Genomic DNA, 15286 nt, shown 5'->3' with positions numbered 1-15286 from the left:
AAATATTAAAAAATATAGCATTCCTAAATATTCGTGTATTGCATAGGCATTAGCCTTTAAAGAATCAATATCAGGTTTAAAATCAATCCAACTTATTTTATCTCTTGTTATTAAATAATTTGAAGGTACAGGAATTATTTTTATATTATTATTAAAATATTCGCTGAATATTTTATATGATCTAGGCATGTGAATTGCAGAAGTTATAAGGTATATCTTATTTATTTTCATACTTTCAATTAAATTTTTAACATAAATAGCATTTTCTTGTGTAGTCTTAGCGTCGGGTTCAATAAATAGATTTGATGGATTTACTCCAAATTTAACTAAGTAATATCTCATTATAAGCGCTTCTGGAATGTAATTTGTATTTGGTGGATTTCCACCAGAAATTACAATTGGAAAATTAGTTTTTTTATATAATTCATATCCTTTGTATATTCTTTTTAAACTTTGATCTGATAGTTCTCCTAAATTAGGTGAATTAGGAGTGTTTGATATTGCGCCTCCGCCTAAAATAACGATAATAGAAGGAGTAGTTTTATCAATATCATTAAAATTAATAGGTTCAAATGAATCTTCTAAAGGATAAACTAGTATTCTCGATGTTATTTGAATAGAGAAAATATAAATTATTAGGATTGAAATGAAAATCATTTTCTTAGAAAATTTTTTTATATTAAATAATAAAATTAAAGAAATAAATAAGCCTGGAATTTCAATAAAAGATTGGATAATTTTTCTAATCCATAGCACAAATATATCCTCCTTTCATCTTAAATCAATTTATTATATCATTATTATCTCTGAAATTCAAATATACTATAGATGCTTATTAATATTCAAGAAAAAAAATGTGGTATAATTGTATTGAAAAATTTAATTAATGGAGGGATGAAGATGAAAAAAAAATTTATTTTTTTATTAGTTATAGTCATCTTAATTATTTTTTCTTCATGTGGAGCAAATGGTTTTTCTATATTTTCGCAACCATATAATCAAAAAGGTGCAGCATATCATGATTTTAAAGGATTTGGAATTATAGATTATAAATCTTTTCCTCAAGAAGCACAAGCAAAATTAGCAGCATTAGAAGCTGCAAAACAAGATGCTTATTCAAATGCTATTGAATATATTTATGGTATATATTTAGATTCAAATACAACAGTAAAAGATTTTGTTTTACAAAATAAAAATATAGAATCTACATTATGGGGTACAATTCGAGGTGCCCAACAAATAGATGAAGGATTTGATATGACGCAAGGCATGGCCTATGTAACAATAAGAATTTTTAGAAAAGATATAGAAAATTTGTTAGGTAAAAAAATAAAAAACTTTTAAGGAGTGATTAAGTTTGAAGTTTTTATTTATGCATAAATTAAATTCATATTGGGAAAAAAAATTAGAAGAATTAAAGAAGGAATTTAAAGATATAGAAGTTATTTTTCCAACAGATAATAAAATAGAAGAGAAATTAAAAGATGTTGATGGTATTATAGGAGGTTTTATTAAAGAAAAAGAATTAGAATTAGCAAAAAACCTAAAGATTATTTTCGTGCCATTTGCTGGAGTAGAACAGCTTCCTCATGAAAAATTAAAAAAAAGAAAAATAATAGTTTCAAATGCTCATGGGAATGGTAAATACGTTGCTGAAAGAGCAATTTCTTTAGCATTAGCATTGTTAGGTAAAATAGTTACATTTCATAATGACTTAAAAAAGGGGATATGGCATGGATTTGCTGTTGGTGAATCTATTTTTGATTCATGGACATCAATTCAAAATAAAAAAGTAGGTATTTTAGGTTTTGGAGCAATTGGGAAAAGCATTGCAACTTATTTAAAATCTTTTAATACAACAAATTATATTCTAAAACATAATAAAATAGAATTTTTACCTAAAAATGTGGATAAAGTATATTATGATGTAGATGAAATATTAAGAGACAGTGAAATTATATTTTTAACACTGCCATTGACAGAAAAAACTTATGAAATAATAAGTGAGGAACGTTTATTAAAAATGAAAGATAAATATTTAATAAATGTAGGAAGAGGAAAACTTATAAGTGAAGAAGGATTATACAAATCTTTAAAAAATGGAATTTTAAAAGGTGTTGCGTTAGATGTATGGTTTAATTATCCAACTGCTGAAAATAAGAATATTATGCCTTCTAATTACCCTATTTGGGAATTTGATAATGTAGTGCTTTCACCACATGTAGGAGGTTATTCATATCACGCTACAACGGCAGGAATAGATTATACAATTGAAAGTATAAAAAAATATTTAAAAGAAGGAGTTCCATTATCAATTGTTGATTATGATAAAAAATATTAAAATTAGAGGTGATACATATTAAAGAAATTTTAAGTGTTCCTGAAGAAGTGGAATTAATTGAGATATTTGGTACTTATAATAATAGAGTCAAATATTTAAAGAATAAATTTCATGTTCAAATATCCTATTCCGATAATAATATTATTATTAGTGGTGAAAAAAATCTTAAAATAGTAAAAAATATTTTAAAAGAAATCATAGATATTACTTCAAATGGACATTTACTTGATTGGACTGAATTTCAGTATATTGTTTCTTTATATGATGGAGAAAGAGAGAAAATGAAAATAAATTATAATCAAGTAATTAATACAACTGTGAGCGGAGTAAGAGTTCAGGCGAAAACGCATGGGCAATTTAATTATATAAAAACAATGAAAGAGAATGATATTGTTTTTTGCATAGGTCCTGCAGGAACTGGAAAAACATATTTAGCAGTAGCAATGGCTGTTGAATTTTTAAAAACAGGGAGAGTACAAAGAATTATATTAACAAGACCCGCTGTTGAAGCTGGAGAAAAATTAGGTTTTTTACCTGGCACACTATATGATAAAGTAGATCCATATTTAAGACCTTTATATGATTCATTAATGGATTTTATAAAAGCAGATAAGGTTTTAGAATATAAAGAAAAAGGGATTATAGAAGTAGTACCGTTGGCATATATGAGAGGAAGAACATTAAACAATGCATTTATTATTTTAGATGAGGCACAAAATAGTACTTATTATCAGATGAAAATGTTTTTAACTAGGATAGGATTTAATTCAAGAGCAGTAATTACAGGTGATATTACTCAGATTGATTTAGAAAACAAAAAAGACTCCGGATTATTAATTGTACAAAAAATCCTAAAAAATATAAAAGGAATATCTTTTATTGAATTAAATGAAAACGATGTTGTAAGAAATCCATTAGTGAAAGAAATAATAAAAGCTTATGACAAATTTGAAAAATATAAAGGTGAGAATAATGGAAAAGGATAAAATATTTGAAAATATAATATTTTTCTTAAATTTTTTCTTTTTATTTATAGTTTCAGAAATTTTATTATGGCATGACATTACGTGGAGTTTTTTATATAATTTCACGATTATCTTTTTACCTTTTTGGTTCTTTGTTTCTAAATATTTAATATTAAAACATAGAAAATTTAATTTACACCCTTTAAATTACTGGTTTTCATTCCTTTTAATACTTGATTTAGGCATTATTTTGAATATTTTTACATTAAAATATTTTTCAGGTTTTGTTGTTACACCATTATTTGTAGCTATAACTGTTACACTTATGATGGATTTCTATCTAGGTTTTATATCTTCTTTAGTATTTTCCTTTTATTTCTCTTTTTTATTTGGAAGTCCTCTCAAAACATTTATATTATTATTTATTGTAGGATTAATAAGTTCTTATTTAAGTCAAAGAATATATTCTAGAGTGAGAATTGTTATTCCGTTTTTAAGTTCTACAATTGCTCAAATTCTTTTATATACATTATATAATGGTATGGATTTTACTTTGATACCTCAGGTATTTACTTCGAATTTTCTTCAAATGTTATTTGTTCTCGGATTATTACCTTATCTTGAATACATAACTAGAATATATTCAGATATTGGACTTTTAGAGTTGGGAAATTTAAATCATCCATTATTGAGAAAATTATCATTAAACGCTTCAGGAACATATTATCATAGTTTAATTATAGCTAATTTGGTTGAAAGCGCTTCAGAAACTATTAATGTAAATCCAATATTATTAAGAGTTGGAGCATATTTTCATGATATAGGGAAGTCTTTAAGACCATTGTTTTTCACCGAAAATCAAAAAGGTATAAATCCTCATGACAAAATAAATCCGAAATTAAGCGCATTAATTCTTAACTTACACGTTACAAAAGGACAAGAATTAGCAAAAAAATATAAATTACCTATATTAATAGAAGATTTAATTATTCAGCATCATGGAACGAGAATAAAAAGATTTTTTTTCCATAAAAACATTGAATTAAAAGAAAATTTACCTTCAGATGTTTTTAAATATCCTGGACCTATACCCCAATTCAAAGAAGCTGCAATATTAATGATAGCAGATAATATAGAAGCAATAACTAGAAGTATGAATAAAATTACAAAAAAAGATTTAGAGGATAAATTTGATACATTGGTTCATGATTTATTTTTTGAAGGACAATTAGATGATTGTGGCTTAACTTTACACGAAATAAAAAAAGTGAAAAATTCTATGATAGAAACTATTTTAAATATGAACCATACTAGAATAGAATATCCTGAAATACCAACAGAATTATTAAAAGAGGTGAATAAAGATTGAATATAAATATATTTAATGAACAAAGTATAAAAAAAATAGAAATAGAAAAAATTAAAAATATAACAAGAAATATATTATTAAAAGAAGTTGGTGACGGGAATTATGATATAAACATATTAATAACAGATAATTCTACTATACAGAAATATAATAAAGATTTTAGAAAAAAAGAAGAACCAACTGATGTATTATCTTTTGAATACGGATTAGATGAGGAAATAATTGGAGATATTATAATTTCTGTTGAAAAAATTGAAGAACAGGCACCCGATTTTGGAAATTCTTTTGAAGATGAATTTTTTTATATTCTTATACATGGTATATTACATATATGTGGGTATGATCATATAGAAGATAAAGATAAAAAAATTATGTTTTCATTGCAAGATAAATATTTTAACGAGTTTTATAAAATCTAATCAAAAAGAGATATATGAAAAAAATTTCATATATAATGAAGGACATTTTGATTTTCTAACTTAATTACTTATATTTAACTATTAATACCTTAATTTCAGAGTGAAACTGTTTGAGGATTTCTTGTCTAATTGATATAATAATTTAGTATAAAAAGAAAAAGGAGGTATTAAAGTGTCCGTAATAAGACCTTTTAAAGGGTTAAGACCAAAAAACGAATTAGTTGAAGAATTCTCATGTCCGCCGTACGATGTTTTGGAAGATGAAGAAGTAAAAGAAATAGTAAATAAACATCCAAAAAGTTTTCTAAGAGTTACAAGAGCCGAGGTAGATTTTGAAGAAAATGTAGATCCTCACAGTGAAATTGTATATAAAAAAGCTAAAGAAAATTTAGAAAATTTCAAAAAAGAAGGAATATTAATAGAAGAAAAAGAACCTGCATTATATATTTATAGAGAAACATGGAAAGGTCATTCTCAAACAGGAATATTCGCCACATTTTCAGTAGATGAATATCAAAAGGGTTTAATTAAAAAACATGAATTAACAAGACAGGATAAAGAAGATGATAGAACAAAACATATAATGATTTTAGAAGCCCAAACGGGGCCAGTATTTTTAACCTTTAAATCAAAAGAAGAAATAAAAAAATTAATTAAACAGGGTATAGAAATATCTGAGAAAATATATGATTTTACAGATGAAAAAGAAGTTTATCATGAATTATGGGTATTAACTGATAAAAATTTAATTAATTCACTAGAAAAGGCATTTGAAAAAGTAGATGCATTATATATTGCAGATGGACATCATAGGGCTGCTGCAGCTTCAAGAACCAAGGAAATATTAAAATCTAAAAATCCATTATACACAGGAAATGAAGAATATAATTATTTTATGGCTGTTGTATTTCCACATGATGAATTAAAAATATTAGATTATAATAGAGTGGTAAAAGATTTAAATGGTTTATCCGATGAAGAATTTATGAAAAAAGTTTCTAAATATTTTGATGTTTCAGAATCTTCAAATTCACCTTATAGCCCAAAATCAAGGCATGAATTTGGAATGTACATAAATAAAAAATGGTATTCTTTAAAAGCAAAAAAAGATATAATAGATGAAAATGATCCAGTAAAACAATTAGATGTATATATATTACAAAATTATTTATTAGATCCTATATTGGGAATTGAAAATCCAAGGAAAGATCCAAGGATTCATTTTTTAGGTGGAATTAGAGGCGTTAAAGCATTAGAAGATTGGATTGACGGAAAAGATTGGAAAGTAGCATTTTCTATGTATCCAACATCTATTGAAGAATTAATGAATGTAGCTGATGCAAATAAAACGATGCCTCCAAAATCAACTTGGTTTGAACCTAAATTAAGATCAGGTTTATTAATTCATGAAATATAATATCAAGAAAACACTAGCACCCGGAATAATTCCGGGTGCTAGTGTTTTCAATCAATATAATAAGATATTATTAATTTAAGTTCTGTTTTCTAAAAAAATTTAGCGAGAACAGAATTTTAATGCGGATTAAATTATAACAAAATTGTCACAAAATAAAAAATACAAAAAATGTTGTTATCTAGAAATAATAACAACTAATTATAATTAATTAGTTGTTATTAAAAATTACGATTATTTTTTTATAATGTTAAAAGATATATAATTCATATATTAGATAAGATTCATGTGTAGGATTTTATTATTATACTAGGGGGGATATTATGAAAAAAGGATTATTAGTATTTTTATTAATGACATTTTTGATTTCTTACGTGTTTAGTGCTGTTACATTAGAGTATTGGTTTTGGGATCCTAATTTTAGAGAAAAGGAACAAGAATTGATTAATAAATTTGAAAAATTACATCCAAACATAAAAGTAAAATTAACCGCTTTAGATCCAGGGAGTTATTGGACAAAATTAGCTGCTATGGCTGCAGCTAAGGCAATGCCGGATGTTATGGCTATGCATCCAAATAGTGTCGAAGATCTTGCAAATCAAGGTGCTTTAATGGATTTAACAAGTTTTGTAAACAGAGATTTTAGTAAAGATAAATATTTTTGGAGCGTTATGGAATCAAGTTTTAATCTTGATGGCAAATATTATGGAGTTCCATTTGCATGGGTAGGAAGTGTTATGTATTATAACAAAGATTTATTTGATAAGTATGGAGTTCCTTATCCAAGACCCGATTGGACATGGAATGAATTCTTAGAAGCAGCAAAAAAACTAACAATAGATGAAGATGGAGATGGTAAAATAGATATTTGGGGGTATGCTTTCTTTAGTAGATATGCTGTATTTGATGGTTGGATTTTGCAGAATGATGGAGATTATCTTGATAGAGAAAACATGAGATGGGATCCAAATGACAATGCAAAAGAAACAATAAGATTTTTATATGATTTAGTACATGTTCATAAAGTATCTCCACATCCTCAAGACTATGATTTAGATAAGAAAAAAATAAAATTAATATTCTCACAAGGTAAAGCAGCCATGATTAGTGAAGGTTCATGGAATATTAAATATATGAGAGAAGATATGCCGGCTAATTTCAATTGGGATATTAATTATTTCCCAAGAGGACCTCATTGGAAAGAAAATGTAATGCATGCATGGGCAGATGGTTTAGCAATTTCTGCAAACTCGAAACATCCACAAGAAGCATGGGAATTTATAAAATTTTTAATTAATGAAAGAAAAGCAGATGAATATTATCCTGGGAAAGTTCCTTTTTATAAAGTTGAGGCAAATTCATATGAATGGAATGAATTTGCATCAGCTGGTAAATTACCTGTACATAAACCTTTAATCCTAAATTATGGAGAAAATGCTAAACATTTTTATACAAAATATTGGAAATTCTGGAGAGGCTATGCAAGTGCAGAGGGTTCTGGATTAAGCGCATTAATAGATGATTTACTAAATGAAAAAATTGATTTGGAAACATTTTATGAAAAAGCAGATAGAGAAATAAACCGCATGCTTAAAAAAGCATACAAGTAATATATAATTGGCGGTTCCTTAAAATTCTTTCAAAGGAACCGCATTTTTAAAAGTAAGGAGGAATATAATGAGATATAAATGGTATGTTCCATACCTTTTTATATTTTTAGCTTTAGTTGGATTATTTGTTTTTAGGTTAGGTCCAATAGGATTAGCTTTGATAATGGGATTTACAGATTGGAGTCCATTTGGGTCGCCGGAATGGGTAGGGTTAGAAAATTATATAGATCTATTTACTTCACCTACTTTTTGGCAAATTTTTAAAAATACTATAATTTTTAGTGCTACTTTTGTTCCATCAATTGTTATTTTTTCTTTATTATTAGCTGTATTATTAAATAAAGGATTAAAAGGAACAACAATATTTCGAATTATGTATTTTGCACCGGTTATTACATCCACTGTTGCAATAGGTATAGTGTGGCAATGGATTTTTAGCACAGATACGGGCTTTATAAATTTTATATTACGTACATTAGGAATATCTAATCCACCGTCATGGCTTTCTGATGGCACATATTCATTATATGTTGTGGCATTTGTTTATGCTTGGAAAAGAGTAGGATATTATATGATAATTTATCTTGCAGGATTGCAGGATATTCCAAAAAGCTTAATAGAAGCAGCAAGAGTAGATGGAGCAACAAAATTTGCAGAATTTAAGTATATAACACTTCCATTGATTACACCAACGATGTTTTTCGTTTTAATTATGTCAACAATAGATTCTTTTAAGAGTTTTGAAATAGTATATACAATGACAAAAGGAGGACCAGGAGTTTCTTCTACAACATTATCTTATTATGTATATCAAAATGCTTTTGAATTATTCCAAATGGGAACAGCATCTAGTATAGCGATGGTACTTCTAGCAATAGTAGCAACGATTACTTATTTAAATTTCAAATATAGATCAAAATGGGTAAAATATAGATATTGAGGTGAAATAATGGAAAAAAACACAAATTTATCTAAAATATCTTTATATTTTCTTCTAATATTAATATCAATTATTATGATATTTCCGTTTTATTGGATGTTTATAACCTCATTGCAACCTTTGCAAGCTGTTTATAAATATCCTCCTGAATTTTTTCCTTCACATCCTACATTTGATAATTATAAAGAAATTTTTACTAAATTCAATTTTATGAGATATACTTTAAATAGTCTTTTTGTTGCTACTACTGCAGCATTTGGACAACTGTTTACATGTTCAATAACAGGATTTGCTTTTGCAAGGATGCATTTTAAAGGAAAAGAAATATTATTTGGATTAATATTAGCAACTATAATGGTTCCTGTAGAGGTTGTTATAATTCCAGAGTTTTTACTGATGAAATATTTTGGATGGATAAACTCATATATGCCTTTAATAGTTCCTTCGTTTTTAATTGGTACGACTGGTATATTTTTAATGAGAAGTTTTTATGAAAATATTCCTATGGAATTAGAAGAGGCTGCTGTAATAGATGGCGCTAGCCCATTTCAGGTATATTGGAGAATTTTTGTTCCATTATCAAGAACTCCTCTTTCAGCATTATTTATTATTTCCTTTTTAATAAATTGGAATGATCTATTAAGACCCTTAATTTATATTAATAGTGTAGAAAAATTTACCCTTCCACTTGCTTTAATAAATTTTCAGGGAGAATACTCAGCTCAATGGAATTATTTGCTTGCTGGTGCTGTTGTATCAGTTATTCCTATTCTTGTTGTGTATTTATTAATGCAAAAGCAATTTATTGAAGGTATAACATCTACAGGATTGAAAGGATAATAGAAGTGAAAAGAAGTGATTTTTCAAAGAATTTTTTATTTGGCGTAGCCTCATCAGCATATCAAATAGAAGGAAGCGATTATTTGGAAGGTAAAGGGCCATCCATATGGTCATCTTTCTGTAAGAATAAATTTAACATAAATGATGGTTCTTCTGGTGAAATAGCATGTGATTATTATAATAGATATGATGAGGATCTTAAATTGTTAAAAGATTTAAATATAAATTCATATAGATTTTCTATATCTTGGTCAAGAATTTTTCCTTATGGGTTTGGAAAGATAAATAAAAAAGGAGTAAATTTTTATCATTATATTATTGATAAACTTTTGGAATATAAAGTAAAACCGTTTATTACTATATTTCATTATGATATACCATTATATTTATTTGAAAAATATGGAGGATGGGAATCAAAAGATTTTCCAAAAATATTTAATGATTATTCTTCATTTTTATTTGAAGAATATGGAAATAAAGTAAAACAATGGATTACCTTAAACCAGCCACTTAGAATAATTCAAAGAGGATATATAGAAGGCACATTTCCTCCTAAAGAAAAAAATAATTACAAAAAAGCTTTTAAAGTTGCTCACAATTTATTAGTTGCTCATGGTAAAGTAGCTAAATCGTTTAGAAAAATAGTGAAAAATGGTGAAATAGGTATATCAAATTCTTCTATACCGATATATCCTGTATCATATGAAGACAAAGATTTATATGCAGCTAAATTAGCATATCAATTTTTTAATGGTTGGTATTATAAACCAATATTTTCTTCATGTTATCCAGAGGAAATGTATAATCTGTTGAAATCAAAAGAATATATTTTTGAATATGATGATATGGAAACGATATCATCACCTATAGATTTTTGGGGGATAAACTACTATTCAAGATTATTTGTAGAATATGACAAAAATGCATTTTTAAAATTTAGGATAGTAAAACCAAAGAGAGGTAATTTTTCAAAAAGGAATTCAGAAATATATCCTGATGGTATAAAAGAAATATCTAAAAAAGTATATTATAAATATGGTAAGAAAAAAATATATATTACAGAAAACGGAATAGATCTTGATGACACTTTAAATAAAAAAAATAAAATAAATGATATTGAACGTTTTAATTATATTATATTACATTTAAGAAAAATAAAAGAATTAATTGAAGAAGGGGTAAAAATTAAAGGATATTTTTATTGGACATTAATGGATAATTTTGAATGGACAAAAGGTTATACCTTAAGATTTGGCTTAGTTTATATTGATAGAAAAAATAAATTAAAAAGAATACCTAAAAAAAGTTATTATTTATATAGTAAATTTCTGAAAAATAATTAACGAAATTCAAATCGTTTAATTATTTTTCCATCTAAAATAAACCAAACAACCTTTAGAATAAGAAATTTCGACAAAATTATTAATTGTTTCATTACTTACTCCAATAGGATTATCAAAATATAGAGTTCCATTTTTCAACGGATATTTAAAGCCTTCAAGGTAAATTCCTTCTGTTTTTTCAGATAACGAAAAAATTGACCATATTTCCCCTATTTTTACATTCTTTTCAAAATTTTTTGGAATCTTTTGTATTTCTAAAAATTCCTCTAAAAAGATAATATTTGAATTATATTTTTTTAATAACAATAAAGAACCTAAAATGTGATCTAATCTATTTCCCAAAAATCCAGAAATAAAAATTTTATTTGCACTTCTTTCAATGGAAAATTCAATAGCAAGGTCAATATCAGTAAAGTCTTTATCAGTTCTATATTTTATAATTTCCACATCATTAGATTCTGCCCATTCAATTGCCTCCTGTGATGCAGAATCTAAATCGCCTATTAAATAATCAGGTTCTAAGTCTAATTTTTTAAATAATTCAATACCTTTATCTACTGCAATTAAAATCTCGCAGTTATTTATTATAGATTTATAAAAATTTAAAGAACTTTGTGGCTCTCCTCCAGAAACAATAAAAATATTCATATTAATAACCTCTCTTTATAATATTTTTATATTTGTTTACAGTTCTTCTGGAAATTTTTATTTTTAAAGTTTCTTCAATCATTTTAGATAATTTGTTATCAGAAATATTTATGTGCTTTTTTATATAATTTAATATTTTTTCTTTTTCATTAGATTGAGATTCCTTTGTATTAAAAATACTAGAAAATGGTAGAATAATTTTTTTTAAATTCATGAAATATTTAGAAGATATGCTTCTGCTAACTGTAGAAGGAGAAATATTTAATTTTGAAGCTATTTCCCTTATTCCCAATCTTTTAGGATTTATTCCTGATTCTAAAAATTCCTGATTTTCTTTGGAAATTATTTCTGCTAAAATATTTAAATATTCTTTTCTTTTATTTATAGCATTTCTTAAAATATATAATTTTTCCATCTCTTTTTCAATGTATTTCTTGATATCTTTTTCTTTTGAATTTTTTAAATTATTTAAATAAACTTCATCAATCTCTGGTATTTTAGGGATATTAATCTCCCATTTAATTTTATTGTTATTTTTAAAAAAAACAATATCAGGTTTAGCGTTTATGTATAATATATTTTCATTAGTTTCTAAACTTGAAAGAGGAGTTCCTCTTTCCCCTATTTTTTCTCTCAATCTTAATGCTTTTTCCAGAGTTTCTTCAGCGAAACCAGTTGGACCCAAGTTTTTTAAAATATCAATTAATAATTCATAATCTTTTTTTGAAACGTTGTATTTTTTAATGAAATCAATTTTTGAAATAGTTAATATACCATTATTATCAAGGTAATTAAATAATGTTTCAGCTATACTTTCAAGGTTGTCTGGAACTAAAGCTAAAAATATTGGTTTAATTTCATCTAAAAAGCTAAAATTATAAGAAATTGATTCCAAAATATGATCTAAATAATCTAAGCTATATAATCTAAGATTTTCATTTTCAAATTTTAAAAATACATTTTCGAGTATAAACTCATTTATTTCGTCATCTAATTTATTTAAAGGCATTTGGATAATTGCTAATGCCTGTATTTGATTTTGATTTAATTTTTGTTTTTGCTTCAATTTTTGAAGTAGTTTTCTTTTAATCATTCATAACCTCCAAGATAGCCCTATAAATATTTTTAGCAATATCTAGAGGTGTTGTAAAATATTCGGACATTTCTGAACTAATGATTTCAGCAGTTCTACCTGACAAATAGGAAGCTACAATACTTGCATCCATAACATTTAAGCCTTGTGCAATTAACCCGGCAATTATGCCAGTTAATAGATCCCCACTTCCACCTTTAGCTAGTGCAGAATTTCCTGTGATGTTAAAATAAGTTCTATCTCCATTTGTAATTATCGTTGTAGCATCTTTAAAAACAATTGTAGCTCTTTTTTTCTTAGCAAAATATTCTGTATACTCATAATTTTGTCTTATTTCTATTTCGTCAGTTCTTACAATCCTCTGCATTTCTCCTACATGAGGAGTTAGAACTATATTTTCTCTTAATCTCAAGGCATCCACAGCATAAAGTGCATCTGCATCTACTACAATAGGGGAATTAGAATATTCAACAATATTTCTTACAAACTGCATTGTCTCATCAGATCGCCCTAATCCTGGTCCTATAACAATAACAGATGCTTTTTTTGTTAAATTAGAAACTGTATTCACATCTTTTAAAGAAAATTTGTCTTTGTTAAGAGATTTATATATTATACCTGGTTCATGTTCTAAAACAGTTGATGAAAGTGACGAAGGAGTGATTAATCTTACTAATCCAGCACCAACTTTTTGAGCACCAATAGCTGATAAAATAGAGGCTCCAGGAAATTCTGAAGAACCTGCAAATATCACAACATTACCAAAATCATATTTTTGAGAGAATTTAGGTCTTTTTGGTAATAATTTTCTAACCATTTCTTTTGTTACCAATTCTCTATTAGTTATATTGAATAGTTTTTTTGGAAAAGAAAGCGGTGAAATAACAACTTCACCAGAATATTCTCTACCAGGAAAGAAAATATGGCCAAGTTTATAACTTCCAAATGATATAGTTTTATCAGCTTTTATGGCGATTTCTGTAATTTTTCCAGTATTAGCATCTATTCCAGAAGGAATATCAATAGAAATAACAGTTCCTCTTTTTTCAGAATTTATAATATGAATAACTTCTTTTGTTTTTTCTTTTAAATTTCCTTTTAAACCTATTCCAATTAAGCCATCTATAATACATTCAGCAGTTCTTACATGATTTTTAAAATCGTTATTATAATCTATAAAGTTATTAAATCCATATTTTTTAATAGTATTTAATTGTTTTTTAAATAATTTACTCTCATTTTCTCCAATAATGGCAATTTTTATATTATTATAACCTTCGTTATATAGCAATCTAGCGGTAGCTAAACCATCACCACCATTATTTCCTGTCCCAAGAACAAATAAAAAATGTGTATTTTTATTATAAATTTTGGTAAGTTCTATATATAAAGATATTGCAGCTTGTTCCATTAAAACTTCTGAACTAATCCCATATTCAATAGAAGTTTGTTCATCAATTTTTTTCATTTCCTCGGCAGTTAATATGTGCATAAAAAACCTCCTTTTTTATTGTCAGTATAATTTTATCACATTTATTATTTAAATAAAAATTGGACAAAATTTGTCATTATTATGATATAATGAAATGGGAGGTGAAATAATGCATCCTTTGGGGACAATTTTTTCAAAAATGATAGTTTTTAGAAAATTAAAAATGAGCGAAATAGAAGAATTATTGAATAAAAATATATTAATTATAAAAGAATATGAAAAAAACATAACTATAAAATCACGAGGAGAAAAAATAGATGAAATAATGTTGTTATTAAAGGGTACTATCAAAACTGAGATGACAGAAATAGATGGTAAGGTTATTCAAATAGAAGAAATATCATCACCAAATATATTAGCTTTAGGAGCAACGTTTTCAAAAAATTCAATTCTCCCTGTAGACATTATTTCAGAAAGGAAATGTCTTATTGGATATATTGCTAAAGATGTAATATATGATTTGGCTATGGAGAATAAGGAATTTTTAATTGAGTTAATAGAGCATTTAGGAACGAAATTTAATTTTATCTCTCAAAAATTATGGTTTATAACTTTAAACAGTTTAAAAGATAAAATATTATTTTATCTAAATGAAAAAATAAGAGATAATGAAAAAAATGAAATAATTTTAGATCATTCCATAGAACAACTTGCTCATTTTTTTGGGGTCACAAGACCTGCTCTTTCGCGGGCATTTTCTCGATTAGAAGGAGAAGGAATAATAAAAAAAGAAGGAAATAAAATATATGTATTAAACAAAAATATAATAAAAAATTTTGACAATATTTAAAAATAAAGAATTATATTTAATA

Annotated in this window: 15 protein-coding genes; 11 read left to right on the top strand and 4 right to left on the bottom strand. The window is 25.9% G+C overall.

Annotated features, from left to right (window positions below; translation table 11 throughout):
• Window positions 1–756: YdcF family protein (locus ACYQ44_RS09815; protein WP_459997003.1), on the bottom strand; the 756-nt coding region annotated here is incomplete at its 3' end.
• A 144-nt stretch (window positions 757–900) separates the two neighbouring features.
• Between ACYQ44_RS09815 and ACYQ44_RS09810 the strand changes: the two genes are divergently transcribed.
• The 10 genes from ACYQ44_RS09810 (at window position 901) to ACYQ44_RS09765 (ending at window position 11241) form a co-directional block, all read left to right on the top strand.
• Complete coding sequence (locus ACYQ44_RS09810; RefSeq protein ID WP_459997002.1) at window positions 901–1344, top strand: hypothetical protein; 444 nt, start codon at window positions 901–903, stop codon at window positions 1342–1344.
• 13 nt (window positions 1345–1357) lie between these two features.
• Window positions 1358–2341, top strand: coding sequence for a 2-hydroxyacid dehydrogenase (locus ACYQ44_RS09805; RefSeq protein WP_459997000.1), 984 nt, complete (start codon window positions 1358–1360; stop codon window positions 2339–2341).
• 11 nt (window positions 2342–2352) lie between these two features.
• On the top strand, window positions 2353–3327 hold the full coding sequence (locus ACYQ44_RS09800; RefSeq protein ID WP_459997005.1) for a PhoH family protein: 975 nt from the start codon (window positions 2353–2355) through the stop codon (window positions 3325–3327).
• A complete protein-coding gene (locus tag ACYQ44_RS09795; RefSeq protein ID WP_459996998.1) occupies window positions 3314–4675 on the top strand; it encodes an HDIG domain-containing metalloprotein in 1362 nt (453 codons plus the stop codon). Before ACYQ44_RS09800 ends, ACYQ44_RS09795 begins: the two co-directional genes overlap by 14 nt.
• Window positions 4672–5094 carry an rRNA maturation RNase YbeY gene (gene ybeY / locus ACYQ44_RS09790; protein ID WP_459996996.1) on the top strand — a complete coding sequence of 141 codons (423 nt, stop codon included), beginning with the start codon at window positions 4672–4674 and terminating at the stop codon, window positions 5092–5094. The genes ACYQ44_RS09795 and ybeY overlap by 4 nt, the downstream gene beginning before the upstream one ends.
• A gap of 172 nt (window positions 5095–5266) precedes the next feature.
• Window positions 5267–6511 (top strand): DUF1015 domain-containing protein, encoded by a 1245-nt coding sequence (locus ACYQ44_RS09785; RefSeq protein ID WP_459996994.1) that lies wholly within the window; start codon window positions 5267–5269, stop codon window positions 6509–6511.
• 320 nt (window positions 6512–6831) lie between these two features.
• On the top strand, window positions 6832–8118 hold the full coding sequence (locus tag ACYQ44_RS09780; protein WP_459996992.1) for an ABC transporter substrate-binding protein: 1287 nt from the start codon (window positions 6832–6834) through the stop codon (window positions 8116–8118).
• Between the two features lie 67 nt (window positions 8119–8185).
• Window positions 8186–9058, top strand: coding sequence for a carbohydrate ABC transporter permease (locus ACYQ44_RS09775; protein ID WP_459996990.1), 873 nt, complete (start codon window positions 8186–8188; stop codon window positions 9056–9058).
• 9 nt (window positions 9059–9067) lie between these two features.
• On the top strand, window positions 9068–9898 hold the full coding sequence (locus tag ACYQ44_RS09770) for a carbohydrate ABC transporter permease (protein ID WP_459996988.1): 831 nt from the start codon (window positions 9068–9070) through the stop codon (window positions 9896–9898).
• Between the two features lie 5 nt (window positions 9899–9903).
• Window positions 9904–11241 (top strand): glycoside hydrolase family 1 protein, encoded by a 1338-nt coding sequence (locus ACYQ44_RS09765; protein ID WP_459996986.1) that lies wholly within the window; start codon window positions 9904–9906, stop codon window positions 11239–11241.
• Between the two features lie 15 nt (window positions 11242–11256).
• Here the strand turns inward: ACYQ44_RS09765 and ACYQ44_RS09760 are convergent, their stop codons facing one another.
• The 3 genes from ACYQ44_RS09760 to ACYQ44_RS09750 are packed head-to-tail and all read right to left on the bottom strand — an operon-like array spanning window position 11257 to window position 14474.
• Window positions 11257–11889, bottom strand: a complete 633-nt coding sequence (locus ACYQ44_RS09760; protein WP_459996984.1) for a thiamine diphosphokinase — start codon at window positions 11887–11889, stop codon at window positions 11257–11259.
• 1 nt (window position 11890) lies between these two features.
• On the bottom strand, window positions 11891–12982 hold the full coding sequence (locus ACYQ44_RS09755) for an RNA polymerase factor sigma-54 (protein ID WP_459996982.1): 1092 nt from the start codon (window positions 12980–12982) through the stop codon (window positions 11891–11893).
• Complete coding sequence (locus tag ACYQ44_RS09750; RefSeq protein ID WP_459996980.1) at window positions 12975–14474, bottom strand: NAD(P)H-hydrate dehydratase; 1500 nt, start codon at window positions 14472–14474, stop codon at window positions 12975–12977. Before ACYQ44_RS09750 ends, ACYQ44_RS09755 begins: the two co-directional genes overlap by 8 nt.
• 109 nt (window positions 14475–14583) lie before the next feature.
• On the opposite strand from ACYQ44_RS09750, the gene ACYQ44_RS09745 reads away from it, so the two are divergent.
• Entirely contained in the window at window positions 14584–15264 is a 681-nt protein-coding gene (locus tag ACYQ44_RS09745; RefSeq protein WP_459996978.1) for a Crp/Fnr family transcriptional regulator, read from the top strand.
• Window positions 15265–15286: the final 22 nt, after the last annotated feature.

The organism is Marinitoga arctica, assembly GCF_054657315.1.
Note: the sequence above shows the minus strand (reverse complement) of the source record. Positions and strands in the feature narration are given on the sequence as shown.